General features: G+C 62.2%; 26 protein-coding genes. 10 read left to right on the top strand and 16 right to left on the bottom strand.

The genetic code is table 11. The annotated features are described in order from the left end of the window. Positions 1-95: 95 nt before the first annotated feature. The 3 genes from kdsA to FA04_RS06020 form a co-directional block, all read right to left on the bottom strand. Positions 96-938 (bottom strand): 3-deoxy-8-phosphooctulonate synthase, encoded by an 843-nt coding sequence (gene kdsA, locus FA04_RS06030; protein ID WP_034795847.1) that lies wholly within the window; start codon positions 936-938, stop codon positions 96-98. Continuing rightward, positions 938-1,828 (bottom strand): VOC family protein, encoded by an 891-nt coding sequence (locus FA04_RS06025; protein WP_034795850.1) that lies wholly within the window; start codon positions 1,826-1,828, stop codon positions 938-940. The genes kdsA and FA04_RS06025 overlap by 1 nt, the downstream gene beginning before the upstream one ends. A gap of 546 nt (positions 1,829-2,374) precedes the next feature. After that, a complete protein-coding gene (locus FA04_RS06020; RefSeq protein WP_034795853.1) occupies positions 2,375-3,187 on the bottom strand; it encodes a class I SAM-dependent methyltransferase in 813 nt (270 codons plus the stop codon). 532 nt (positions 3,188-3,719) lie between these two features. Between FA04_RS06020 and FA04_RS06015 the strand changes: the two genes are divergently transcribed. The 7 genes from FA04_RS06015 to FA04_RS05985 all read left to right on the top strand — a co-directional run bounded on the left by FA04_RS06015 (position 3,720) and on the right by FA04_RS05985 (position 8,844). Beyond that, entirely contained in the window at positions 3,720-4,364 is a 645-nt protein-coding gene (locus FA04_RS06015) for a lysophospholipid acyltransferase family protein (protein WP_034796029.1), read from the top strand. After that, positions 4,361-5,311, top strand: a complete 951-nt coding sequence (locus FA04_RS06010) for a phosphatidate cytidylyltransferase (RefSeq protein WP_034795857.1) — start codon at positions 4,361-4,363, stop codon at positions 5,309-5,311. The genes FA04_RS06015 and FA04_RS06010 overlap by 4 nt, the downstream gene beginning before the upstream one ends. Then, positions 5,308-5,706, top strand: a complete 399-nt coding sequence (locus FA04_RS06005; protein WP_034795860.1) for a hypothetical protein — start codon at positions 5,308-5,310, stop codon at positions 5,704-5,706. Before FA04_RS06010 ends, FA04_RS06005 begins: the two co-directional genes overlap by 4 nt. After that, a complete protein-coding gene (locus tag FA04_RS06000; RefSeq protein WP_034795863.1) occupies positions 5,690-6,346 on the top strand; it encodes a CDP-alcohol phosphatidyltransferase family protein in 657 nt (218 codons plus the stop codon). Before FA04_RS06005 ends, FA04_RS06000 begins: the two co-directional genes overlap by 17 nt. Before the next feature lie 244 nt (positions 6,347-6,590). Next, positions 6,591-7,778, top strand: coding sequence for a DUF418 domain-containing protein (locus FA04_RS05995; RefSeq protein WP_034795866.1), 1,188 nt, complete (start codon positions 6,591-6,593; stop codon positions 7,776-7,778). A 152-nt stretch (positions 7,779-7,930) separates the two neighbouring features. Further along, the gene (locus FA04_RS05990; RefSeq protein WP_197067148.1) at positions 7,931-8,200 is read left to right on the top strand and encodes an autorepressor SdpR family transcription factor; all 270 of its coding nucleotides are present in this window, start codon (positions 7,931-7,933) and stop codon (positions 8,198-8,200) included. After that, positions 8,197-8,844: an SdpI family protein gene (locus tag FA04_RS05985; protein WP_034795869.1), complete on the top strand. Its 648-nt coding sequence runs from the start codon at positions 8,197-8,199 to the stop codon at positions 8,842-8,844. The genes FA04_RS05990 and FA04_RS05985 overlap by 4 nt, the downstream gene beginning before the upstream one ends. A 94-nt stretch (positions 8,845-8,938) precedes the next feature. On the opposite strand, the gene FA04_RS05980 is transcribed toward FA04_RS05985, so the two are convergent. The 6 genes from FA04_RS05980 to FA04_RS05955 form a co-directional block, all read right to left on the bottom strand. Next, positions 8,939-10,576 (bottom strand): CTP synthase, encoded by a 1,638-nt coding sequence (locus FA04_RS05980; RefSeq protein ID WP_082572995.1) that lies wholly within the window; start codon positions 10,574-10,576, stop codon positions 8,939-8,941. Between the two features lie 138 nt (positions 10,577-10,714). Then, on the bottom strand, positions 10,715-11,206 hold the full coding sequence (secG, locus tag FA04_RS05975; protein ID WP_034795875.1) for a preprotein translocase subunit SecG: 492 nt from the start codon (positions 11,204-11,206) through the stop codon (positions 10,715-10,717). A gap of 131 nt (positions 11,207-11,337) precedes the next feature. Beyond that, positions 11,338-12,108 (bottom strand): triose-phosphate isomerase, encoded by a 771-nt coding sequence (gene tpiA / locus FA04_RS05970; RefSeq protein ID WP_034795878.1) that lies wholly within the window; start codon positions 12,106-12,108, stop codon positions 11,338-11,340. A 136-nt stretch (positions 12,109-12,244) separates the two neighbouring features. Continuing rightward, complete coding sequence (locus FA04_RS05965; protein ID WP_051659339.1) at positions 12,245-13,138, bottom strand: class I SAM-dependent methyltransferase; 894 nt, start codon at positions 13,136-13,138, stop codon at positions 12,245-12,247. A gap of 61 nt (positions 13,139-13,199) precedes the next feature. Next, positions 13,200-13,685 (bottom strand): GNAT family N-acetyltransferase, encoded by a 486-nt coding sequence (locus FA04_RS05960; RefSeq protein WP_034795892.1) that lies wholly within the window; start codon positions 13,683-13,685, stop codon positions 13,200-13,202. Between the two features lie 184 nt (positions 13,686-13,869). Further along, entirely contained in the window at positions 13,870-14,349 is a 480-nt protein-coding gene (locus FA04_RS05955; protein ID WP_060539243.1) for a hypothetical protein, read from the bottom strand. 193 nt (positions 14,350-14,542) lie between these two features. On the opposite strand from FA04_RS05955, the gene FA04_RS05950 reads away from it, so the two are divergent. Further along, positions 14,543-15,163, top strand: coding sequence for a cytochrome b (locus FA04_RS05950; RefSeq protein ID WP_034796035.1), 621 nt, complete (start codon positions 14,543-14,545; stop codon positions 15,161-15,163). Then, entirely contained in the window at positions 15,160-15,759 is a 600-nt protein-coding gene (locus tag FA04_RS05945; RefSeq protein ID WP_034795898.1) for a YceI family protein, read from the top strand. Before FA04_RS05950 ends, FA04_RS05945 begins: the two co-directional genes overlap by 4 nt. 36 nt (positions 15,760-15,795) lie before the next feature. On the opposite strand, the gene FA04_RS05940 is transcribed toward FA04_RS05945, so the two are convergent. The 6 genes from FA04_RS05940 to FA04_RS05915 all read right to left on the bottom strand — a co-directional run bounded on the left by FA04_RS05940 (position 15,796) and on the right by FA04_RS05915 (position 22,712). Further along, the gene (locus FA04_RS05940; RefSeq protein ID WP_371273179.1) at positions 15,796-17,151 is read right to left on the bottom strand and encodes an aspartate aminotransferase family protein; all 1,356 of its coding nucleotides are present in this window, start codon (positions 17,149-17,151) and stop codon (positions 15,796-15,798) included. Between the two features lie 107 nt (positions 17,152-17,258). Further along, positions 17,259-18,269: an NAD-dependent epimerase/dehydratase family protein gene (locus tag FA04_RS05935; RefSeq protein WP_034795903.1), complete on the bottom strand. Its 1,011-nt coding sequence runs from the start codon at positions 18,267-18,269 to the stop codon at positions 17,259-17,261. Next, positions 18,266-18,706, bottom strand: coding sequence for an EamA family transporter (locus FA04_RS05930; RefSeq protein WP_034795905.1), 441 nt, complete (start codon positions 18,704-18,706; stop codon positions 18,266-18,268). The genes FA04_RS05935 and FA04_RS05930 overlap by 4 nt, the downstream gene beginning before the upstream one ends. A 93-nt stretch (positions 18,707-18,799) precedes the next feature. Beyond that, positions 18,800-20,122, bottom strand: a complete 1,323-nt coding sequence (locus tag FA04_RS05925) for an FAD-binding oxidoreductase (RefSeq protein WP_034795908.1) — start codon at positions 20,120-20,122, stop codon at positions 18,800-18,802. Beyond that, positions 20,119-21,561 carry a UbiA family prenyltransferase gene (locus FA04_RS05920; protein WP_034796036.1) on the bottom strand — a complete coding sequence of 481 codons (1,443 nt, stop codon included), beginning with the start codon at positions 21,559-21,561 and terminating at the stop codon, positions 20,119-20,121. The genes FA04_RS05925 and FA04_RS05920 overlap by 4 nt, the downstream gene beginning before the upstream one ends. A gap of 230 nt (positions 21,562-21,791) precedes the next feature. Further along, positions 21,792-22,712, bottom strand: a complete 921-nt coding sequence (locus FA04_RS05915; RefSeq protein ID WP_063979520.1) for an alpha/beta hydrolase — start codon at positions 22,710-22,712, stop codon at positions 21,792-21,794. A gap of 212 nt (positions 22,713-22,924) precedes the next feature. Here FA04_RS05915 and parE point away from each other — a divergent pair, with 212 nt between their 5' ends. Continuing rightward, positions 22,925-24,985, top strand: coding sequence for a DNA topoisomerase IV subunit B (gene parE, locus FA04_RS05910; protein ID WP_034795915.1), 2,061 nt, complete (start codon positions 22,925-22,927; stop codon positions 24,983-24,985). Positions 24,986-25,084: 99 nt separating this feature from the next. On the opposite strand, the gene FA04_RS05905 is transcribed toward parE, so the two are convergent. Further along, the gene (locus FA04_RS05905) at positions 25,085-25,552 is read right to left on the bottom strand and encodes a GNAT family N-acetyltransferase (RefSeq protein ID WP_034795918.1); all 468 of its coding nucleotides are present in this window, start codon (positions 25,550-25,552) and stop codon (positions 25,085-25,087) included.

The raw sequence follows: 25,552 nt of genomic DNA, 5'->3' as shown, positions 1-25,552 counted from the left end.
ATACGCCAAGGCCTCGAAATTACAATGGCGCGCAATATGCAAAAACAACCGCGCCATTGCGGTTCATGAAAATTTCACGAAGCGTCGCGCGGGTCTCAGCCCTTGGCGATCGCGTCGAAAGCCAGCAGCTTTTCGAGCAGCCTCGGCATATCCTTCAGATGCACCATGTTCGGGCCGTCCGAGGGTGCGTTGTCCGGGTCTTCGTGCGTCTCGACAAACACACCTGCGACGCCAACCGCCACGGCCGCACGCGCCAGGGTCTCGACAAATTCTCGTTGACCGCCCGAAGAGCCGCCCTGCCCGCCCGGCTGCTGAACCGAATGGGTCGCATCAAAGACGACCGGCGCGCCGAGCGAAGCCATGATCGGCAGCGAGCGCATGTCGGAGACCAGCGTGTTGTAGCCGAAGGAAGCGCCACGCTCGCAGAGCATGACATTGGGGTTGCCGCTCTCGGTGAACTTCGCCAACACGTTCTTCATATCCCAGGGCGCCAGGAACTGGCCCTTCTTGACGTTGATCGCGCGGCCGGTCTTGGCGGCTGCGACCAGAAGATCGGTCTGGCGCGACAGGAAGGCCGGGATCTGCAGGATATCGACCGTCGGCGCGACCAGAGCACATTGCTCTTCGGTGTGCACGTCGGTCAGAACCGGAAAGCCGAATTCCCTTTTCAGGTCGGCGAAGATTTCCATCGCCTTGTCGAGACCGATGCCACGCTTGCCCGAAAGGGAGGTGCGGTTGGCCTTGTCGAAGGAGGACTTGTAGACGAGGCCGAGGCCGAGCTTGTTGCAGAGTTCTGAGAGCGCGCCCGCCATCATGAAGGCGTGTTCACGGCTCTCCATCTGGCAGGGGCCGGCGATCAGCGACAACTTCTCGGTCTGTGCGAAGGCGACCTGACGGGCGCCCTCACCGACAACGACTCTGGCATTGGTTTTCATCATCAAGCTCCAAACGCGAAGATCACCCCTTGCCCCGGCATTTCGGGGACAATGAGGCGCCCGCCCATTTCTGCAAATTCGATATCGTTCTCGGCAAAGAGCGCCCGCGTTGCCTCGAGATCGGCAACACGGAAGACGACCGCCCGTCCGCGAAGGCCCCGTTCGGCACCGCGCACCGAGCGACCGAAGAAGGCTTCCATGCCGGCGGCGTTCAGCACCGAGATCTTGGCGTTGGTGGTCGCGACATCCATGCCGAAGGAATGCGCCGAAACCTCGCGCTCATCGACCGCTTCCTGCAGCAGATACTGGAAATCAGTCGGATTGGCTTCCGACAGCACCACTTCGCTTATGCCGATCACGCCGTTGTCGTGTCGCTCCAGCGCCGCCCGATCGGTGGGGAGTGCGCGAACGCGCTGACAGCTGAAAAGAAAGAGATCCGGCGCGCGCAGGTCGGCCGCAAAGGCAAGACGGAACGAGCCCAGTCCTTCGCGGCCATCCGGCAACTTCATCGGCCGGGAAAACTCCAGCATGTCACCGCCGGAGATGCCCCGCGCCCTAAAACGAATGTGGTCGCTCGCCGCATCCTCGGTGCCGAAGACCAGCGCCGAGAGGCCTTCCGGTCCCTGGCGGAAACGAAACGCCTGGTCACGCGCCACAAAGGCGTTGCCGTCGAGTGCCGCCGCCTCGCACTCCTCGCGGGACGCTATGGCTAGCGGTTCGAGATAGGTGCCGTCGGCAAAGAAGACGCAGGCATTTTCGGTGCCGAACGGATGGCGGGCATCGTCGGCGACGGTGAAGCCGAGATTGGAAAGCCGACGCCGCGCCTGGGTAAGCGTATCCACCGGCAGCACGAGGTGATCGAGCGGGCGGGTGGTGCGCTTGGAGAGGCTCATGGCGTGTTCCCTGATGGTTCGCCGCTGTTTGCAACTTTTGGCCGGCGAATGCAAGCCGGGTCACCGCCAGGGGCCGGATCGGCCATCCGGGTTCGGGCCGTTGCCGCAAAGTGAGCCGTCCGCGGCCGGCTGCGCCCGCCGCGGATTATGCCTGTCAGCGGGAGACGAACCGCCGGAAGGTCAGTAGTAGCCCGGCGCCGTCGTGGCGTTCGCCGTGTTCCCCGCACCGAGACCGGGGGCGAACGTCTGGGGCTGCGTGTAGGATGTATTGGTCGAGGACGTCGAGGCACAACCCGAAAGCCCCAGCACGGCAACCGCCAAAGGCACGAACAACAAAGCGATGAAGCGCATATGGATTGACCCCTTTCCAGTTTCGCTGACGACAGGAAAGTACGAAACCGATGCGTTGGCGAGTACGTAACAGTAACGCGAGGTAAAAAGGCGGTGCGGAAGCCGGGATCGGCAACCGCAGCGCCTTCCGGCCGCTGCGACTGCCCTCGTTGCGTGCGAGCTTGCGGGCCCGAACAGAGCGCCGGGCCTGCCGCATCAGGGATGAAGATCGCTCTTGATGGCAAAGGTGGCGATGAAAGTCGGCACGAACCTGTCGATCAGGAAACGAGCCGACGGCTGCCAATCCTCGTGAAAGCCGGCCAACAGGAAACCGACCTTCAGCTGCCCCTCGATCTGCGCAGAAAGGCTGTGTCCGAAGACCAGGGCCTCGCCCCGATCGACCTTGGCCTGCACGACATCGGGCGCGAGATGCTCCACCTCGGCAAAGGGGAGCCGGTAAGCCGGGCGGATAAGGCCCTTTTCCGCATGGGCCGGATCGCGGTCGCCGACGAAAACGATCGGATTGTAGAAGCTCGAAAGCAGCCGACCGCCGGTCTTCAGCACCCGGTGGCACTCCCGCCAGACCGGCTGGATGTCGGGAACATAGAGGTTCGAGATCGGATGAAAGACGATGTCGAAGGTTTCGTCCGCAAAGGTCGCGAGGTCCCGCATGTCGCCCTGCACGGTCAAAAGCGAAAGCCCTTCGCGTTCGGCGACGCGCCGATCCTGTTCGAGCTGTCCCTCGGAGAGGTCGAAGACCGTAACGTCCGCACCGGCGGCGGCCAGGGTCGGCGCCTGCTGCCCGCCGGCGGACGCCAGGCAGAGGATCTTCTTGCCCTTGACGTCGGGCAACCAGCCCTCAGGCAGATCGCCGGGCGTCAGCCGCGCCTGCCACTGCCCTTTGCGGGCGTCGGCGATCATCTCGCGTGTGACCGGGCGGGACCATTCGCAGTCCTGGCTTGCCTGCCTGTCCCACGCCTGGCGATTGTGATCGATGATATCGAGATTGGAGGAGGAAATGTCTTGCATGTTCGGTCCCTGGAACTTGTCCTGATGTGACCGCTCACGAAGGCGAATGGAGATCGCAGGCAGAAATGCCCTAGCGTTCGTCCGTCGATGCGGATCGCAGCAATGCCATCGTCCATCTTCTTCGCAAGCGAAGTTGAGGCGATTCGGTTTTCACCGGGCATTACTGGCGCATTGGACGACGCTCCCCTTACTGGAAGCCGCAAGCTAGCGGCTAAGTTGCGGATGGTCAACGCGAACGGAGGCCCACGGCTGCGACGTGCCGCCGCAATGGTTTCTCCGTCATGGTGTCGGCGAACGAATATCCGGCATGGTCTGCGCGTTATCATGTTGCGCATGATTTCAACCGCTTGAGAAGCCGTCACAATTGCGTAAAATTCGTCATTGCAGCCTGGAGTTATGCCGGGCAGCAGGCTGAGGGGCAGCATTTGATTATTGAGTCGCAAGACAAGAAACGCATCCGGGCACGGCCGAGTCACGCCAAGGGGCGCTTCGGCACACTGACTCGGCTCCCAACCGGGCACAAACCCACATGATGCGCGAGATGATGGCCAAGCTGGCTTCCATCGCCATCATGATGTTTGCGCGGGCGCTGACGGCGGCGCGCGCCCTCTGGCATGAGACCGGCCTGCCGCCGAAGCAGAGCATCTATTTCGCCAACCACTCCAGCCACGGCGATTTCGTGCTGATCTGGGCGGTCTTGCCGCCCTGGCTCAGGGAACGCGCGCGGCCGGTCGCAGGTGCCGAATACTGGCTGAAATCGAAGCTTTCGACCTTCATCGGCCGCGACGTCTTCGACGCGGTGCTGATCGAGCGCGACCCGGATGCGCGCACGCAGGACCCGGTCGAGCAGATGACGGCCGTGCTCAACGACGGATCGTCGCTCATTCTCTTTCCCGAGGGAACGCGCAACCAGACCGAAGCGCGACTGCTGCCGTTCAAGAGCGGGCTCTATCACCTCGCCTGCAAGCGCCCGGACGTGGCGCTGGTTCCCGTCTGGATCAACAATCTCAACCGCGTCATGCCCAAGGGGGAGTTCGTGCCGATCCCGCTCATCTGCACCGTCAATTTCGGCGAACCGATGCGCCTCAAGGCGCAGGAGACGAAGGAAGAGTTCATCGCTCGCGCCGAGACCGCCCTGCTTTCGCTCGCGCCTTCATCGACGGATGACGGCGCATGAGCGCGGCCAGCCTGGACATGCTCAAGCTGCTCTTCGGCGTCGGCGGCGTTCTCGTGCTGGCGTCAAGCGTCGGCTACATGCTCAAGCAGAAGCTGTCGCCTGACGGGTCGAACGGCTCGATCGAGAACCTCAACGCCCGCATCAAGGCGTGGTGGGCAATGGTAGTGCTGATCGCCATCGCCTTCGTTGCCGGACGGGTCGGCGTGCTCCTGCTCTTTGCCTTCTGCTCGTTTGCGGCGCTGCGCGAGTTCATCACGCTCATCAACACGCGGCGCGGCGACCACTGGGCGATCGCAGGCGCCTTCTTCGTCGTCCTGCCGATCAACTACTTCCTGCTCTGGGCCGAGCAATACGGCATCTATTCGATCTTCGTGCCGGTCTACGCCTTCCTGCTGATGCCGATCGTTGCGGTTCTTCGCGGCGACACGCGCGACTTCCTGGTCCGGATCTCCGAGGTGCAATGGGCGTTGATGATCTGCGTCTTCTGCGCCTCGCACGTGCCGGCGCTGCTAACGCTGCAGATTCCGGGCTATGAGGGACGCAACGTGCTTCTCATCGCCTTCCTCGTCATCGTCGTTCAGTCGAGCGACGTGCTGCAATATGTCTGGGGCAAGCTCTTCGGCAAAACCAAGATCGCGCCAACCCTTTCGCCGTCGAAAACGGTCGAGGGTTTCGTCGGCGGCGTTGCGAGCGCAACGCTGATCGGCGCCTCGCTCTGGTGGATTACCCCGTTCACCCCGGCGCAAGCCGCGTTGATGTCGCTCATCATAACCCTGATGGGATTCTTCGGCGGGCTCGTGATGTCGGCGATCAAGCGGGACCGCGGCGTCAAGGACTGGGGCCATCTGATCGAAGGCCATGGCGGGCTGATCGACCGGCTCGATTCCGTCGTCTTCTCCGCGCCGATCTTCTTCCACCTGACGCGCTACTGGTGGTCGCTGACATGAGCGCGAAACTGAAGGGGCTGGCATCAAGCGGGGTCGTACATGTGGCCTTCGCCTTTTTCGCCATGGGCGGCTGGGCGCTTTTCGCCAACCGCCATCACCCCATGCCCAAGCCGCTTGTTGCCGGCCTCGTCCAGGGAACGCTTTCGGCGCTGCTTACCCTCTACCTCAAGACGGCGATCGATGCGCTTTCCAGGCGGTTCAACGGCGCCAGGCGCCTGGTTCTGCCACCGCTCTTCGCGTGCCTCGGCTCGTCTGCAATTCTGGTCGCGATCCATGCCGCCAGCGGCACGCCCGAGATCCTGAAAACGATTGCGCTGCCGCTCACGGTTTCGACCACCTACGCCGCCATCTACAACTATTCCATCAGCCGAGGCGAACATGACCGAGACCGGTGACCGCAGGCCGCTCGCAAGCCGCAACACCCGCTGGGCGCAGGCCACTGCGCGCCGCCTGGCATCGATGAACCTCACGCCAAACCGGATCTCGCAGGCAAGCATGCTGGCGGCCGCCCTTGCCGGCCTTTCCTTCTGGCTCACGGGCGAAAGCGAGGACGGCGTAAGGGCGAGCCTGTTCATCGCCGCCGCGCTCTTCTGCCAGTTGCGCCTGCTCTGCAACCTTTTCGATGGCATGGTCGCCGTCGAGGGTGGCAAGGGCGAGGCCGATGGTCCCTTCTGGAACGAGTTTCCCGATCGCATCGCCGACATCTTCATCTTCGTCGGCGCCGGATTTGCCATCGGCGTGCCGGCTCTCGGTTTTGCCGCGGCCACCTTCGGCGTGCTGACCGCCTACGTGCGCGAGCTCGGCCGTGCCAATGGCGCGCCGGGCGATTTCTCCGGCCCGATGGCCAAACAACACCGCATGGCGACGATGACGCTGGCCGCCGTGGTGTCCGCCTTCGAAGGCCTCTGGCTCGGCGATGGCGAACTGCTGTGGATCGCGCTCCTTGCGATCTCGACTGGGGCTGCGCTTACGGCCCTGCTGCGCGCTCGTCGCCAGATTGCCTGGCTTCGGCAAAACGCTCCCCACAAAGGCTAAACACCCTCTTCACGCATCATGAACGAGGCCGCAGCAACATCGCGCGGCCCTCTTGACGTATGTCCATGCCAATTATTAGATAGATTAGTCTATTTATTAAATGCTACGAGCATCGGCGATGAACGAATGCTCTCGCGCACCAAGATCGGCGGGGATCAGGCACATGGTCGCAGCTTCCTGAAAGCAAACTTTTTCAATCGGTTACGGCGCAAATTTATAGCGCCTCCCGTAACGGAGAACACGAATGAGTACCCCAGACCGCATCGACGACGTCGATGCATTGCGTGGCTTTGCCTTGCTCGGCATCCTCCTTGTCAACATCATGGCCTTCGCCTCCGCCTTCTACGGGCTGGAAATTTCCGACCCCGCCTTCGGCGGCATCCTCGATCGCAGCGTGCATTTCGTGATCGCCCTGTTCTTCGAAATGAAATTCTACCTGCTCTTCTCGTTCCTGTTCGGCTACAGCTTCACCCTGCAGATGCGTTCGGCGGAAAAATCCGGCGAGGCCTTCGTTCCCAGGCTCCTGCGCCGACAGATGGGCCTCTGGCTGATCGGGCTTGCCCATGCGGTCCTGCTTTTCCATGGCGATATTCTCACCACCTACGCGGTGCTTGGCATCGTCCTCCTGATGCTCAAAAACCGCAGCGATGGGGCCCTCTTCCGCCTGGCGAAATGGCTGGTCCTTATCCTTGCAGTGGTCTGGGGCACACTCGGCATCCTCATCACGCTGGATCCGGTACCGCTCGATCGGTCTGCCATTCTTTCCGCCGCGGAGGCGGCCGAGCTTGCCTTCCAAGGCGACTGGCAAGCCGTCATCGGTCAGCACCTTACGGAGCTCAACTCGGTCTGGATCATCCTCGTCCTGCTGCAAGCGCCGTGCGCGCTGGCGATGTTCCTGCTCGGCCTGATCGCCGGGCGTCGCAAGACCTTGGCGCGGCCGGAGGAGAACACGGCGTTGTTCCAGCGCCTCGTTCGTACCGGTCTCTGGATCGGCCTGCCTGGCGCCGTCATCTATGCCTATGTCAGCGTCGAGATGCCCGAATCGCCAATCGCGGTCATCGCGCTTTCGATCGGGCTCGCCACCGGCCCGCTTCTCACCGGCGCCTATGTCGGCGCCATGATGCTGCTCTTCGGATCCGAAACCGGCCACAGCCTGCGCAACCTGCTGGCGCCTGCCGGCCGCATGGCGCTGTCCAACTATCTGCTGCAGTCGCTGATCGCGGCGCTGATCTTCCATGGTTACGGCCTTGGTCTCATCGGCCAGGTCGCGCCTTTGGCAAGCGTGCTGATCGCGCTTGCGATCTTTGCCGCCCAGCTCTTCATCAGCCACTGGTGGATGGCCCGTTTCGCCTATGGCCCGCTCGAATGGATCCTGCGCTTCATCACCATCGGCCGCGTGCCGCAGTGGCGCCGCCCGGCGGAGGCGCGCTGACGGACACCAGCCAATTCCCGCAACCAATGCTGCCCGGCGCCTTCGGCGCTGGGCATTTTCGCTTCCTGGCTTGAGACGCAGTTCGGCACTATTTCGCTTTGACTCTAATTAGATGTTTGTCTAAATATTGAGACAACAAGCGAGCGGAGACGATGCGGATCAACAGGGTTTTCGAGGCGCTTTCTCATCCCGTGCGGCGGCAGATCCTGGCACTGTTGAAGGCCGGGCCGATGAGCGCCGGCGAACTCGCCGAGCATTTCGACCTGACCAAGCCGACGCTTTCCGTGCATTTCAACAAGCTGCGCGAGGCAGAACTCGTCGCGGTCGAGCGGCGCGGCACGAGCCTCATCTACCACCTCAACATGTCCATTCTCGAAGAGGCGCTCGGCGGTCTCCTCAGCACAAGGGATCAAGCACCATGACCTTGCTTTTGCGTTCCCCGATCGCGCTGGTCGCTGGCGGCATACTTTTTTCCGCGACGCTCGTCGGCTATCTCGCAATCCCCGCCGAGGCGCTGCTTCCGATCCATTGGGGTGTTGACGGCACGGCCGATGCCTTCTGGCCGCGTAACCGGGCGCTAGCGCTGGCGCCTGTGGCGGTCGCCGTGCTTGCCGCATTCTCGTTCGTCGTCGGTCGGTTCGCACCACAGGCCGAGCTTCAGGCGGGCCGGCATATCGCCGAAGTCACCCTCCCGGCGATCCTCGCGCTCTTTGCCGCCATTCAAACTGTGATCGTGCTGATCGGGCTTGGCGGCGACCTCTCGATGACGCGCGTGATCGCCTTCGGCCTCGGACTTCTGTCGATCGTCGTCGGCAACGTCCTGCCGAAATCGCAGCCGAACGGCCTTGCCGGCATTCGGCTGCCGTGGACGCTCGCCGATAACGCCAACTGGCGGGCAACGCACCGGCTTGCGGGCCTGCTGATGGTCTGCGCCGGTATCACCCTGGCGCTGCTGGCCCTCGTCATGAGCACCGGTCCAGCGCTTGCCGCAGCGACGATCGCCGCGCTGCTGCTGCCGGTCGCAATTGCAGCGCTCTATAGCTACCACATCGCCCGTCGCAGTTAGTGGCTCCAGGCGTCGCAGCTCGGCCGCAGCGCAACGGCAGAAATGAAAAAGGCCGGTCTTGCGACCGGCCTTTTGCTTGTCTTTCCTGTGCGCCTCAAACGAGACGCGACTGTTCCAGTGCAGCTTCGATGAAGCTTCCAAACAGCGGATGCGGATCGAGCGGACGCGACTTCAGTTCCGGGTGGTACTGAACGCCGATGAACCACGGATGATCCGGATACTCGACCGTCTCCGGCAGGATGCCGTCCGGCGACATGCCCGAAAACACCAGACCGCAGGACTCAAGCCGATCCTTGTAGTCAACGTTGACTTCGTAGCGGTGGCGGTGACGCTCAAAGATCTCGGTCGAACCGTAGATCTCGGCAATCTTGGTGTCGGCCTTCAACGATGCGCGATAGGCGCCAAGCCGCATCGTGCCACCGAGATCACCCGATGCGGAACGCTTCTCGAGTTCGTTGCCCTTCACCCACTCGGTCATCAGACCAACGACCGGTTCCTTGGTCGGACCGAACTCGGTGGAGGACGCCTTCTCGATGCCGGCGAGGTTGCGGGCAGCTTCAACGACAGCCATCTGCATGCCGAAGCAGATGCCAAAATACGGCACCTTGCGCTCGCGGGCAAAGCGCGCCGCGTTGATCTTGCCCTCCGAACCGCGTTCGCCGAAACCGCCGGGAACGAGGATGCCGTGTACCTTTTCAAGGTAGGGCGCTGCGTCTTCCTTCTCGAAGACTTCCGATTCGATCCACTCGAGCTTGACCTTCACCCGGTTGGCGATGCCACCATGGTAAAGCGCTTCGATCAGCGACTTGTAGGCATCCTTGAGGCCGGTGTACTTGCCGACGATCGCGATCGTGACTTCGCCTTCCGGCGTGCGGATGCGATCGGCAACCCGTTCCCAGGCGTCCATGCGCGGCTTCGGCGCCGGTTCGATGCCGAAGGCTGCCAGCACTTCGTTGTCGAGGCCTTCCTTGTGGTAGGCGATCGGAACGTCGTAGATCGAGGCAACGTCGAGCGCCTGGATGACTGCCGACTGGCGGACGTTACAGAAGAGCGAGAGCTTGCGACGCTCGGCCTCCGGAATTTCGCGGTCCGCACGAACGAGGAGGATATCAGGGTGGATGCCGAGGGCCTGCAGTTCCTTGACGGAATGCTGCGTCGGCTTGGTCTTCAGTTCGCCGGCAGCCGGGATATAGGGCATCAGAGTGAGATGGACGTAGACGGCGGTGCCACGCGGCAGGTCGTTGCCGAGCTGGCGGATCGCCTCCATGAAGGGCATCGCCTCGATGTCGCCGACGGTGCCGCCGATTTCGCAGAGAACGAAGTCGTAGTCGTCGTTGCCTTCGGTGACGAAGTTCTTGATTTCGTTGGTAACGTGCGGGATCACCTGAACGGTTGCGCCGAGATAGTCGCCGCGACGTTCCTTGTCGATGATGTTCTTATAGATCCGGCCCGTGGTGATGTTGTCGGTCTTCGTCGCCGAACGCCCTGTGAAGCGTTCATAGTGGCCGAGATCGAGATCTGTCTCCGCGCCATCGTCGGTTACGAAAACCTCACCGTGCTGGGTCGGGCTCATGGTGCCCGGGTCAACGTTGAGATAGGGGTCGAGCTTGCGCAGTCTCACCCGGTAGCCACGCGCCTGCAGCAGTGCTCCGAGAGCCGCTGCAGCGATGCCTTTTCCGAGGGAGGAAACCACGCCGCCTGTGATGAATACATATCGCGCCATGGGAGTCACCGGATACCTTTTAACAAATGATTCCGCCACCGAAAAATTCATGTTCCAGAACTTTTCGTCTTGGGATGGAGGCAGATTTCACACAAAACAAAACCGGCGGATGAAACATCCGCCGGCGGGTTCTTCAGAATTGCGACCTTATTGGCCGCTGGGAACTTGCGATCCCGTATTGCTGTTGGCGCCAGCGGCGGGCGCCGGGGTCGTTGCGCCGCCGGCCGGGGCTTCGCCCGTCGTTGCCGGTGCGGTCGTCGAGGGAACGCCATTGTCGGCCGGAGCGGCGTTGCCGGTTGCCGGCTGCTGTCCAGTCGCACCGCCAGCCGGAGCCGGAGCGCCGCCACCGAGCGAATTGAGAACGCCACCGCCGTTCGAGCTGGTGCCCGGGATACGGTCGAGGATGTCGGTCGCCTGCGGCTGGTAACGCGCGAGAATGCCCATGCCGAGCGCCAGGACGAAGAAGAGCGCGGCAAGGATCGCCGTCGTGCGGGTCAGCGCATTGGCCGTGCCGCGCGCGGACATGAAGCCCGAGCCGCCGCCGATGCCCAGGCCACCGCCTTCGGAACGCTGAATGAGTACGACGCCGATCAGGGCGACGACGACCATGAGATAGATGACGAGTAGTACGGTCTGCATCAGCTTCCAGTCCTGCCCTTGGGGCACACGAATCAAACCCTGCGCAAACTCGGCATGGCCGGGCGCAATTTTCGCGCCTCTTTATACCATGCCGTGCGCCATTAAAAGCCCCTGCCCGGTAACCCGGGCGATCAGGCCGTCAATTCTTCATAAGCCCGGTAGATGGCGAGGAAGTCTTCGGCTTTCAAGCTTGCGCCACCGATCAGTGCGCCGTCGACATTGGCAACGCCCATCAATTCCTTCGCATTGGACGGCTTGACCGAGCCGCCATAGAGGATGCGCATCTTGGCGCCGGCGTCGGCAAAGCGTGCGATCAGCTCCTTGCGCATGAAGGCGTGGGCTTCCTCGACATCCGTGGCCGTCGGCGTCAGGCCGGTGCCAATCGCCCAGACGGGCTCATAGGCAATCACGGTGTTTTCCGCGGTTGCTGCATCCGGCAGGCTTTCGGCGAGCTGGCGCTTCAAAACATCGAGCGTCTTGCCGGCCTTGCGCTCATCACCGGTCTCGCCGATGCACACGATCGCGACGAGTTCGGCCGAATGGGCCGCTTCCGTCTTTGCGCGTACCAGCGCATCGCTTTCGGCATGATCGGTGCGGCGCTCGGAATGGCCGACAATGACGTGGGTGCCGAAGCAATCGGCGATCATTTCGGCGGAAAGGTCGCCAGTGTGGGCGCCCGACTGCTTCTGGTGGCAGTCCTGCGCGCCGATCAGCAGCGGGCTGTCGTCGCAAAGCGCCGTCGCCACGTAGAGCAACGTTGCCGGCGGGCAGATCAACGTTTCGACCTTGGCGGAGAGTTCGCCCTTGACCCCTTCGGCCATCGCCTTGATCTGATCGAGCGAAGCGCGGGTTCCGTTCATCTTCCAGTTGCCGGCGACGAGCGGGCGGATATCGGGCGTCATGCTATTTCCTCCGGGTACTTTTCTCCGGAAGCGGCCTAGCAAATGCAGCCGGCAAATAAAAGCACCGCCGGCGATTATTCATGGGCCGCGGGGCCGGTTGCCCTGCCCCGCCATCAGGCGTTGCGCGTCGCCAGCATCATGACGAAGGACGCCCTGCCTTCTCGCGATATTCCGCCGTCGACCCGACCTTTGCGGCCACAATCGCATACATCAGCGGCAGGCTCGGCATGGCCGCCGGCGGCGCCATGCGCCCGCCGCCAAGGTCGCGCATGCCTTCAAACGCCACCCAGCCATTGGCATAGGGGTATTCCTTCAGGACTTCCATCCGGAGCCCGGCGTCGATCAGCGCCTGCACAACATCGGCGATACCCCAGTTGAACTCGAAGGACGGGTGCGGATTGGCGAATCCCACCACGCCCTCCTGATAGCCGCCATGGGCAAGGCCTGCGCCCGAGTCGGCGACATAGTCACCGACGCCCGCTTCCGCGACCGGGTCTTTGGGCGCGTAGTCGTAGTGTGGCTTCCAGCCCTGATCGAAAACCATCGCAAAGGGATGGAATTCAACGAAGGCGAAACGCCCGCCGGGCTTCAGCACATCGGCAATGCCACGCGCCCAGACACCGAGGTTCGATAGCCAGCAAATGGTACCATAGGAAGCAAAGACGCGATCGAACCGGCGGCCGGCCTTGCGGGCGTCGTCGAACCAGCCGAACAGGTCGGACCGCTCGAAGACGGCGGCGATGCCGCTTTCCGCCGAAAGCCGTGTGGCAAAGGCGATCGCCTCATCCGAGATATCGACGCCGGTCACGTTCGCGCCGCGCCGCGCCAGGCTCAGGCTATCCTGGCCGGAATTGCATTGCAGGTGGAGGACGTCGAGCCCAGCGATATCGCCGAGCAACTCGATCTCTTCCGGATAGAGCGTGGAGCCGCCGGCGCGGAAGAAAGCGGCCTGGTCGCCCTTGTGACTGTTGTGCGCGACGGTCGCGGCATTCCACGAGAGGCGATTGGCCTCGTGAAGATCAATACTCATGTTCCAACTCTTGAACATCTGGGAGAGACACGGGAGGTTTTTTCCCCGTATCCCGGCGCCCTTAGAATTTCAGCACAGCCTCAAGCTCGTCATCATAGTACTCGCCCGTCGGCTTGAAGCCGAGGCCTTGGTAAAAGCCCTCAGGGCTGCCAGGGCCCTGCCCGTAACTCGTGTAGAGCTCATGCAGGCCCCGCGCCTTCAGATCGCGCACGACAAGGGCAATCGCCTGCTTGCCATACCCTTTGCCCTGGAAAGGCCGAGCGATCATGAAGCGCCAGAGATAGACTCCCGGGCAATCGATGCCGTCATCCCAGTCGGATCCTTCGTGCAGCATGATGAAGCCAATGAGCGTCTCATCGGCATAGACCCCACGGAACCAGGCATTCTCGGAAAAATGCGCCTCGGCGATCGAGGTGCCGTTGTCCGCCACCATGTTGCGCTGTTCGTCGCTCAGCGTCTCGCTGAGTTCGCAGACGTCGCAGACGGTCAAGGCTGATATGCGCCGAAGGGTAATTTCGGCATCGGACGGCAATACGGTTTCACTCACGGGAAACTCCTTAGAAAAATCAAAATGTTAAAAAAAGGCCCAAACCAGACCGGCGGACCTCGAATCACCCGTTAAAGGGGCAATCGGCGGATAAAATGAAATCATGGCGAGAAAACGCCAAAGTCAGAACTGCCGGCATCTCGCCAGATTCCGGCACCGCTGTTACTAGGCTATACGCCTGCCTTCACTTCGGGCGGCCGGCCGTCGGCTGATTGCCGCCGTTCTCCAAGCCGGCGATCGCCGCGTGAACGTCGGCTTCAGCGTCCTCGTCGAACTGCTCGAAGATCGCGTCGCCGATCAGGGCGTGAACCTCGCGGAGATAGGGTGCTGCCGCCTCGCCTTCGCCGAGCGCCAGATAAGCGCGCGCGATCGAAAGCGACGAGAGCGGCTGGCGCCGCGCGAGCGTCCACTCACGGGCAAGCAGGGAGACGGCAATGCTCTCCCGATGGTGCCCGGCATCGCAAAGGGCGGCGCCGTAGCCGCTCTTGACCCAATAATACATGTCCGTGAAAGCGAGGTGGACATCGGCTATGTTGGATGCCAGACGCCAGGCGTCGACCGCTTCGCCATAGTTGCCTTCGGTTCCAAGCCGGATGCCCGCGCGGCCGTGTTCGTAGGCTTCCCGCTCGTGCGGGTTCATTGGTGTCGTTTTCTTCTTTGTCATGTACGCCAGTCCACATGCTCCCAGGAACAACCCCTCCGTGTCCCCTCCACCAGCAAATGGACCATAGCTTGCCGAGATCAACAAGATCTCAGTGCAATTTTATGGTATTCTAGGCGAATAAAAGCACGAACTCATGAGTCTTACCGCAGTCGCCGAGCCAATAGCGGCCGGGCGAGCGACCATGGGGTCGAACATGCTGCGCAACGACAAAGCCGGATTTGGGTGGATCACCATCGTCCTTCACTGGGCGATTGCGGCATTGATCCTCACCCTACTCGGCCTCGGCTTCAGCATGCGGCGAACGCCCGTCGATCCGGTGCTGCAGTTTTCGCTTTACCAATGGCACAAGTCGCTCGGTTTCACCGCGCTCGGTCTGGCGACAATCCGCGCGCTCTGGCACCTGGTCGAGGTTCGTCCGCGTCCGCCCGCAGGCCTCAACGCGCTCGAGCGCCGTGCAGCCAGCGCCACCCATGTGGTGCTCATCCTCCTCGCGCTCGCCGTTCCGCTTGCCGGCTGGGCGGTGGCCTCGACATCGACGCTGAACATACCGAGCTTCTATTTCAACTGGATCGTCATCCCCCACCTGCCGATGGCGAAATCGGAAGCGGCCGAAGACCTCTGGACGCTCGTCCATATGACGCTCGCCTACCTCCTGCTCTGCTTCGTCGCGCTTCACGTCCTGGCCGCCCTCTACCATCACTTCGCACGCCGCGACGACGTCCTCGTCCGCATGCTTCAGACCGGATCACGCCAACGCGCTTCCTCCCAAGCGGCTGGTTCGGATCCGGTTATCGCCGGAAGGAAGAAACCATGACACTGCACTCGCAATCACCAACAAAGGCCATTGCCTTCACGCTGCTGCTGGCGCTCGGGAGCATTCCGTCGCCCGCCACGGCAGCCGCGCCGGACCTTGCCGATGCTGCCGGCAACTACGGGATCACGCCGGCTTCGCGTATCCATTTCACCGTTGCGCAAGCGGGCGGCGGCGGCATTGTCGGCGATTTCGCCAAGTTTTCCGGCAACTTCCGCATCGACCGAAATGATGTCGGCCATTCGACGGTCGAATTCACGCTTTACCCGGAGAGCGTGAAAACCGGAGAAAAGCGGATCGAGGACTTCCTGAAGTCGAGCGCCGTCTTCGATACCGCAAACTTCAGCACCGTCACATTCCATTCGACGACCGTGAAACAGACCGGACCGGACACGGCCGCGGTCGAGGGAACGCTGACGGCGCGCGGCACGTCGAGAAAGGAGCGCTTCTCGGTAACGCTGCTTGACTGGAACCGCGGCTCGATCGCCTTCAACATCCGCGGCAATATCCACCGATCATCCTACGGCATGGATGTCGGCACGCCGATCTATTCCAACGTCGTCGAGTTCGACATGAACATCAAAGGGCAGAGGCGCTGAACGCCCCTGTCCTTTGCAAGTCGATAGGCTTCTCGATCAACCGATCTGGCTGCCGACGAAATCCTTGACGATCCGCACGATGCCGCGGCCGAGCAGGTCGTCGAGGGCGGCGATGAACTGGTCGACATGACCGCGCTCGCAGATCAGCGGCGGTTCGAGCCGGATGACGTTGCGATTGTATTCGGTGAAGGCCACCAGCACGTCGTAGTCACGCAGGAGCAGCGCGCCGATGAAGCCGGAGAGCGAGCCTTTGAGCTTGTCGTCGAGCATCGAGACAACAGGACGCAGCACCATCGGCAGCGTCTGGCTGAAGTCCTGGAATTCCAGGCCGACCATCAAGCCCTTGCCGCGGACGTCCTTGATGATCTTCGGATACTTCTCTTTCAGCGCCTGCAGACGCTCGAGCAGATAGTTGCCGCTGTCGGCGGCGCGGTCGATCAGGTGCTCGTCGTAAAGCACATTGATGCCTTCAATCGCCGTGACGCAGGCCTCGCCCATGCCGCCGAACGTGGCCATCGCATGGATCATGGCGGTCTTCGGCGTGCCGTAAGCCTTCATGTAGACCTCACGGCGGGCAATCATCGCGCCGACGGCGGCCTTGCCGGCGCCCAGCGACTTGGCGAGCGCCGTCACGTCAGGCACGACGCCGTAATGCTCGAAGGCATAGAAGCGGCCGGAGCGGCCATAGCCGCACTGCACTTCGTCGGCGACCCAGAGCACGCCGTATTTGTCGCAGAGCGCACGCAGCTTCTGCCAGTACTCCGCCGGTGCCTGGATGATGCCGCCGCCGCCCTGGATGGTTTCGAGCACGATGACGCCGATTTCCGGGTCGGACTTGAAGGCATTCTCCACCGCGTCGATATCGGCAAAGGGCACGCGCACGGTGTTGTCCGTGATCTTGAAGTCGGCGCGGTAAAGCTGGCCATCGGTGATGGCGAGCACGCCCTTGGTCTTGCCGTGGAAGGAATTCTCCGCATAGACGACCTTCGGCCGCTTCGGGCCGGCGGCACGTTCGGCAAGCTTGACGGCAGCCTCCATGGCCTCCGAACCGGAAGAGCCGAGGAACACCATGTCGAGATCACCCGGCGAGCAGGCCGCGATGTTCTTCGCCAGCGCCGCTGCATATTGCGACATGAAGGCGATCGCGATCTCGTGGCGCTTTTCGTCCTGGAATTTCTGTCGGGCTTCCAGAATGCGCGGATGGTTGTGGCCGAAGGCGAGCGAGCCGAATCCGCCGAAGAAATCGAGGATCTGGCGGCCGTTCTGGTCGGTGTAGAACATGCCCTCGGCGCTCTCGATCTTCACCTTGTGGAAGCCGAGCAGCTTCATGAAGTGGAGCTGGCCCGGGTTCAGGTGTTCCTTGAACGCGGAGGTGATGTCGCCGATCGACATGGCTTTCGCCTGTTCGACGGTGATGAGATCGGGCCTGGCAACGCCGCCACCGAGCGAAGGGGCGGCAACGGCAATACGGTTCGGTCTGTCCAGCATGATCTCTCCCCTCATTCGGCCGGCACGGCGACAGTTGCAGGAACTGCGGCGCCCATCTTCTTGGCCCGATATTCATCATAGGCGGCGATCAACATGTCGCCATCGTTGAACTCCGCGCGCCAGCCGAGCTCGCGCTTCAGCTTGCCGGTCTCGCGCACGCACATTTCGTCGGCGATCAGGTACTGCTCCGGATCCATGATCGGCTTGTTGATCAGGTCGAACAGCGCCAGCGTCTGCTTCACCGCAAAGGCCGGTGTCGGCAGCAGGAACGACTTCGAGCCGGCGTGCTTGATCAGGTTGCCGAGCAACTCCCGCACCGAAGGCGGATTGTCAGAGCCGAGATTGTACGCTTCGTTCGGCACGCCGCCCTTCCAGGCAAGGCGCGCAGCTTCGGCGCAATCGAAGACCGAGATGAACTGGTAGGGCACCTTGCCCGAGCCGATCATCGGCACCGGCAGGTTCAGGTCGATCAGCTTGAACAATTTCTCGAGGATGCCGAGACGGCCGGGACCGATGATCAGGCGCGGGCGGAAGATCGAAATGTTCATGCCCTGCTTGCGCCACTGCATGGCCAGCTGCTCGGTTGCCCATTTCGACTTGCCATATTCGCCGAGCGGCTTTGCCGGATGGGTCTCGGTTTGCGGCGACTGGACGGTGTGGCCATAGATCATGTCGGTGGTGAACTGCACCAGGCGTGATGCGCCGGCGGTATCCATCCCCTTCATGATGTTTTCGGCACCGTAATAATTGACGGGCCAGAAGAACTCCCAGCGCTTGGCGCGGACCTGCAACGGCGACAGCATCTTGGCCGCCATGTTGTAGATCATGTCGTCGGCGCCGATGCCGACCTTTTGGACGGCTTCCAGATCGGTGACGTCGCAATGGACGAAGCGGACGCGGCCGTAGTGCGGCAGGTCGGACTTGACGATATCGGCGACAACGACGTCCTCGCCTTCCTTGACGAGGCGTTCCGCCAAATGACGGCCAACGAAGCCGTCGCCACCAAAGATGATGTGTTTCATGACTTGCTCCCGAATTCTGCGGTGCTCACCCCGGCGGCATCAGCCGATTTTTCGTCGGCGCTGGATGAGATGCCCGACTGGGCGATAAGAACGGTTCCGGCGCAGATCAGCGCGATGCCGGCGATACGCCAGGCATTGAGGTCTTCGCGAAAGACGAAATAGGCGAAGACCGCAACGAGAACGTAAGCGAGGCTCAGGAACGGATAGGCAAAGGAAAGCTCGACCTTCGACAGCACATAAAGATGCGACGCCATCGAGATGACGAAGGTCGCAAGACCGGCAAAGACCCATGGGTTGAAGACGATCTGAAACAGCCGGACGATCGCGGTTTCGGCAGTCATCGAAATCGGTCCGAGCGTCATCATGCCCTGCTTCAGCATCAGCTGAGCGGCGGCGTTGGTGAGCACGGTAAAGAGAATGAATGGAATATATTTCATAGTTTTACTCCCAGTCCCGAAAATCTACTTACGGGCAAGAGACGGATATTCCGTGAAGTTTGCGCATTTAATTGAATAAAATTGTCTGCATTCTCATTCTGGCAAAGCCAGAGCCGTGCGTTTCCAGAAGTTCGAAACCAGCGCAGGGTCGCGCAACGTTTCGATCTTTCTCCAGAAAGGAAAAGATTTTTCAAAGACTTGCGGGCTCATGCGGGCATCCTTGTACGGATTGATCGCACCGCCGGCCTCGACTACGATGCGATCGAGCGCATCGAGCAGCTTTACTGTCCGTTCACCTTGATTGGCGAAGTCCAGCGTCAAAGTAAAACCGGGACGCGGGAAGGACAAGATGCCCCGGGAGCCGATGTCGCCGAAACGCTTCAGGATCGTCAGAAACGACGCATGGCCGGCCTGGCGGGCGGTTTCCATGAGCTTGGCCGTGATCTCCGGTGCGTTTTCCGCGGGATAGACGCTCTGATGCTGGTAGAGCCCGCGCGGGCCATAGAGCCGGTTCCAGGCGCCGATCGCATCCAGCGGATAGAAATAGGACGTCCAGGGAACGGTCGTCACCGTCTCGCCCGGCTTCACCTTGCGGAAGTAATACTCGTTGAAGCCTTTGAGCGTTGCCTGGTTGAGGAGGTTGAACGGCGGCGAAAACGGCACGGACAGCTTCAATCCCTTGGGGATGTCGGGCAGTTCGCAGGAACCGTCGGCATGATCGCCGGCGAGCAGCACGCCCCTGCCCATTCGAGATCCCTTTGCGAGCTGGTCGATCCAGGCGACGGAGTATTCATGCTCGGCATCGACGCCGTCGACGAGGGCAAAATATTGGTCCAGGTTCTCGAAACGGATCGCGTGCTGCTGCACATGCGGCGACGGCACCTTCATCAACCGGATATCGACGGTGAGGATCAGTCCGGTCAGCCCCATACCGCCGATGGTCGCGGCGTAGAGTTCCGGGTTTTCGACCGGCGAGCAGGTCAGCCGTTCGCCGGTCGAGCGCAGCAGCGTGAAACGCGTCACGTGATTGCCGAAGGTGCCGCGCGCGTGATGGTTCTTGCCGTGCACGTCGTTGGCGACCGCGCCGCCAACGGTGACAAAAGCCGTGCCAGGCGTCACCGGCAGGAAGAAACGATGCTCGATCGCCCGTTCCAGCACCTGGCGCAGCGTCACCCCCGCCTCGCAGGTCATCATGCCGGTGCCGGGATCGAAGGCGAGTATCCGGCCGTGAAGGTTGCTTTCGATCAGCGTACCGCGATCGTTGTGGCAGCTGTCGCCGTAGCTGCGTCCGTTGCCGAAAGGCAGATAGCCTTCGGCCTCAAGGCTGCCGAGCCGGTCTTCATAGTCGTCAGGCGAAATTCCAGGCCGCACGCGATTGTCGATGCGGCCCCAGCTTTCATGGTCTTGCAGGGTCATTGCGGCCCGATGGCTCCAAATAGGATCAGCAGCGCGCCGATCAGCATGGTCAGTTGGCTGCGCCAGTCGCGCATGATGAAGACGACCGGATCCTCATGCAGCATGCCGCGGCGCGCAAGCATCCAAATGCGCAGCAACATATAGAGCACCAGCGGGCAGAGCGGCCACAACGCCCAGGGCGTGGTGTACATCTCCTGCAGTTCCTTGCTGTGCACGTAGAGCGCCAGAACCAGGGCCGAGGTGAAGGCGGAGGCAACGCCGGCCTGGCCGACCATCTCGAAGTCGACAGCGAGATAGCCACGCCCCGGCACGTTGCCGCCGTCCTTGTCCTCGAATTCGTGCAGCTCGACGTAACGCTTCACCAGCGCGAGGCTCAGGAAGAAGAAGATCGCAAAGGACACCAGCCAGAAGGACAGTTCCGTGCCGGTCGCGGCCGCGCCAGCGACGATGCGTGTGGTGTAGAGGCCGGCGAGCGTGAACACGTCGACGAGCAGCTTGCGCTTCAGCACGAAGGTATAGGCCGTCGTCGCGCAGGCGTAGAAGGCGAGCACCCCGGCAAACTTCCAGGGCAACAGAACGGTCAGCGCCACGGACGCGATGATGAGGCAGCCTGCAAGCACCAGCGCTGTCGGCACGGACATCTGGCCGCTCGCGAGCGGCCGGTAACGTTTCTTCGCATGGCGGCGATCGTTGGCAAGGTCCGAAAGATCGTTGATGACGTAGACGGCGGATGCGAGGAAGCTGAAGGCAAAGAAGGCGATGATGACGCTGACGATCGCATCGAAGTGCAGTACCTCGTGGTTGAGGATCATCGGCACGCCGATGAGCACGTTCTTCGCCCATTGATGCACGCGGATCGACTTCATCGGCGCAAGCGCGCTGACCTTGCCGGTATCGAGCCGTTCGGCATCATGGTTGCGACGCCATCTTTCCGCGGCCGCATCGGGCGAGACCACGATCGCGCGGCGTGCCACCTCAAAGACGGCGATATCGTCACGGCTGTTGCCCATGTAGTCGAAGGCGCCGTCGCCGTACCGCTCTACCAGCGCCCGGCGCTTGTTGCTGCTCGTCAGGTTGAGCGCGTCGGTCGAATGCATGACCGAGGAGAACATGCCGACATGGGCGGCAATGTCGTTTGCAACGGACGGTGCTGCGCCGGTCACGAGCACGAGTTCTCGCCCGCTCTTCTTTTCCTCCATGAGCCGGTCGATGACGGCCTGCCGATAAGGCCAGTCTTCCGCACGGCGGCCGGATCTAAGGGCCACTTCGTGCTTCAGGCGTGCCTTACCTTTTGCCAGCCAGACCAGCATCGGAAACAGCATCAGCGGATTGCGCAGCAGGATGATCGCCGCCCCTTCCCACAGGGTGTCGGCGGCCAGCAAAGTGCCGTCAAGATCCACACACAGCGGAATGTGCCGTGTCTCGGTGCGCGCGTCCATGAAGTCCATCCCAGCCATAGTTGCCGGTATCATCACGACTTCAACTTTCCAGAGTGGAAACGCAGGCCTTTGTTTCGCTCGCAAATTGGCGGGCTGGTTAACAAATCCGCAGCAGCAGGGCGACGCCTATCGCCTGTCGCGTGAACGAAGATTCACGCACCAGGCCTTAGGCTCTTGTTTTGATGCATGTCGCTGCAGCAAAACCGCTGCACACTTTTGCGCGACATGCATTAGCGGCTGCCGATCCAGTTCAGCGCATCGCGCCAGTCGGTCATGCGCACCGGCGTTCCGTGCGAGCCGGTTTCGAAAAGCACGAAGCGCGTCGGATAGCCCTTGGCCTTGAGAGAGCGATAGAGCGCCTTCTGGCCTTCGGCGGGATAGACGCTGTCACGGCTTCCATGGCTGAAGAACATCGGCAGCTTCGCCTTGTAGGCGGCACTTTTCGTGAAGTCCGGATCACTGACGCCGCCCATGACCATCATGCCGGAGAGTGCTGCGACGGCGGAGGCGTCGCGCGAGACACCCCAGCAGATGAAGCTTCCCATCGAGGCGCAGGCGAGCACGACCGGACGGCCTCCGGAACGTTCGGACGCGTATCGAACCAGGCCGGCGATATCGGCGGCACCTGCCGTATCGAAGGAGCGGACGCTCGGGGCGTAGTAGACGCCGCCATTGGCGACGGCGAGGTTCTTCAGCCGGTTGAAGTTTCCACCGAAGGAAAAGTCGTTGGCACCGAGCCGACGGTCGCCGCTGCGGCCATGGATGAAGATGACCGAGAAGCTGGCGCCGCGATCGGGGCCGACACGGGTCACGTCGAGCGCGCGGCCACCGATATCGAGCGTTTCATTGACCTGCTCGTTCTTCACGCCAAGCGACACATAGGCGCGCTTCACCCGGCGTTCCGGGATTTCGTCGCGTTCGTTGATATCCCGCAGTTCCTGGTAGTCGACCGTCAGGTCGTCACCACCATCCTCCTGGTCGAGCACCTTGGCATAGGAGAACAGATCGTCCTTGTAGGGCTTGAGCGTCTGCGCCTCTGCCGACGAGGCGGCAATTGCCAAGGCTAGGGCGAACAGGCAGGCACGAAACGGAAAAACAACTGTGGACACGGCCAAATGACGGGCTCCCTCTTTCGCCGCAAGCCTTGCCATTGGCCGCACCGCAAAGCAACACTTGGCCCGAAACACGGCCGTTCGTGCGAAAAATCATCGGCGGCCGGCGCCAGAAATTCTCCTTTTGTTCGCGTATCCTGTGAGAGTCTGGCAGAATTCAGGTGATTCGACCGCCGGGGGATGGCGGCAGAGCCTGGGGCTTGCTATGGCCTCTGGCATTCCCGAACGACAGGAACGATCCGAACGGCCCCATGGACGACAACAGCGACCTCTTCTCAATGCCCGAGCAACCGAAGGCCGTACAGCCGAGCGCCAAGCCGGCCGTGGCTGCAGCCCCCATCGCGCGCGAAGAGCCGCGCCCTGCCCCGAAAGGCAGCGATGGCAGCGATTACGATGCGTCGGCGATCGAGGTGCTCGAGGGCCTTGAGCCGGTCCGTCGTCGCCCGGGCATGTATATCGGCGGCACCGACGAGAAGGCGCTGCACCATCTCTTTGCCGAAGTCATCGACAACTCGATGGACGAAGCGGTCGCCGGCCATGCGAACTTCATCGAGGTCCATCTCGACGCGGACGGGTTCCTGACAGTCACCGACAACGGCCGCGGCATCCCGGTCGAAAACCATCCGAAATTCCCCGGCAAGTCGACGCTCGAAGTCGTCATGACGGTGCTCCATGCCGGCGGCAAGTTCGATGGCAAGGCCTACGAGACCTCGGGCGGTCTGCACGGCGTCGGCGTATCCGTCGTCAACGCACTCTCCGACGCGCTCGAAGTCGAGGTCGCCCGCAATCGCAAGCTCTATCGCCAGCGCTTCTCCCGCGGTATTCCGCAGGGCGGGCTCGAGGAACTCGGCGACGTGCACAATCGCCGCGGCACGCGCGTCCGCTTCCATCCGGACCCGGATATTTTCGGACCGCACGCGCATTTCGAGCCCGGCCGGCTTTTCCGCATGGCGCGCTCGAAAGCCTATCTCTTCGGTGGCGTCGAGATCCGCTGGTCCTGCGATCCGTCATTGCTGCAGGAAGGTTCGGAGATCCCGGACAAGGCCGTCTTCCACTTCCCGGGCGGCCTGAAGGACTACCTGGCGGCGACGCTCGGCAAGGAATTCACCGTTACCCGCGAGATCTTCGCCGGCAAATCGGAGAAGGCCAACGGTCACGGTTCGCTAGAATGGGCGGTCACCTGGTATGGCGGCGACCAGCAGGTTCATTCCTACTGCAACACCATTCCGACGCCTGAGGGTGGTACACACGAGGCGGGCTTCCGCATCGCGCTGACCAAGGGACTGAAGAACTATGCCGAGCTGAAGCAGAACAAGCGTGCAGCGCTCATCACCACCGATGACGTGATGATCTCGGCCGCCGGAATGCTGTCCGTGTTCATCCGCGAACCGGAATTCGTCGGCCAGACCAAGGACAAGCTAGCGACAGTCGAAGCACAACGCATCGTCGAAAATGCGCTGCGCGATCCCTTCGACCATTACCTTACCGACAATCCGGCCGAGGCCGACAAGCTGCTCGACTGGGTGGTCGAGCGCGCCGAGGAGCGCGTGCGCCGGCGCAAGGAAAAGGAAGTCAACCGCAAGACGGCCGTGCGCAAGCTGCGCCTGCCCGGCAAGCTTGCCGACTGCTCGCAGAACACCGCTGAAGGCGCCGAACTCTTCATCGTCGAAGGGGACTCAGCAGGCGGCTCGGCGAAGCAGGCGCGCAACCGCGCCAACCAGGCGATCCTGCCCTTGCGCGGCAAGATCCTCAACGTGGCGAGCGCTGGTCGAGAAAAGCTCGGCGCCAACCAGCAGATTGCCGACCTCATCCAGGCGCTTGGCTGCGGCACCCGCAGCAAGTACCGGGAAGAGGATCTGCGCTACGAGCGCATCGTCGTCATGACCGACGCCGACGTCGACGGCGCACATATCGCCTCGCTGCTGATTACCTTCTTCTACCAGGAGATGCCCGAACTGATCCGCGGCGGTCACCTCTATCTCGCCGTGCCGCCGCTCTATCGCATCAGCCAGGGCGCAAGGACGCTCTATGCCCGCGACGACGCGCACCGCGAGGAGCTGATGCGCACCGAGTTTGCCGGTCGCGGCAAGGTCGAGATCGGCCGCTTCAAAGGTCTCGGCGAGATGCTGCCGGCGCAGCTCAAGGAAACGACGATGGATCCGAAGTTCCGCACGCTGCTCAAGGTCGAGATCGACGATGTCGATTTCGAGGGCACGCGCGAAGCGGTCGACAACCTGATGGGCACGAAGGCGGATGCCCGCTTCCGCTTCATCCAGGAGCGCGCTGTCTTTGCGGACAACCTGGACATCTGAGCCGGCTTTCTGCCGGCAAGCAGGATCACAATAATCCATACAGAAACGGCGGCTCACAGGCCGCCGTTTCTGTATTCAGGGTTTGAAGGCCGCTCGAGCTTACGCAACGTGAACGGGCTTCTCCATGAAGAGGCTCAGCGGATCCGGCTGATACCCCCCGAACGGCGGGCGCTCGACGTAGCCGGCCGCCTTGTAAAGGCCTATCGCTTCGGGCTGATAGATGCCTGTTTCGAGGCGGATTGCCACCAGTCCGAGTTGCGCCGCGCGCACCTCCAGCGCCTGCAGCAACAACTTGCCGACCCTCAGCCCCCTCGCCTCGGGATCGACGAACATGCGCTTGATTTCCGCAGTCCCGTCACCGGCATCAACCAGGGCGCAGCAGCCGACGGTATCGCCGCCACGCCGTGCGACGAAGAACGATACCTCCGGCTTTTCCAGGTTCGACAGATCGACCATGTGATTGCTCTCGGCGGGGTAGAGCGAGGCGGCGTAGGCGTCAGAGAGTTCCAGGAGACGCAGAACTTCAGCTTGGCGCGGCGTCTCCTGGGCTATGATTACGGCAGGCAA

This window comes from Ensifer adhaerens (genome assembly GCF_000697965.2).
GTDB lineage: Bacteria > Pseudomonadota > Alphaproteobacteria > Rhizobiales > Rhizobiaceae > Ensifer > Ensifer adhaerens.
This window is presented reverse-complemented; position numbering and strand designations above follow the sequence as displayed.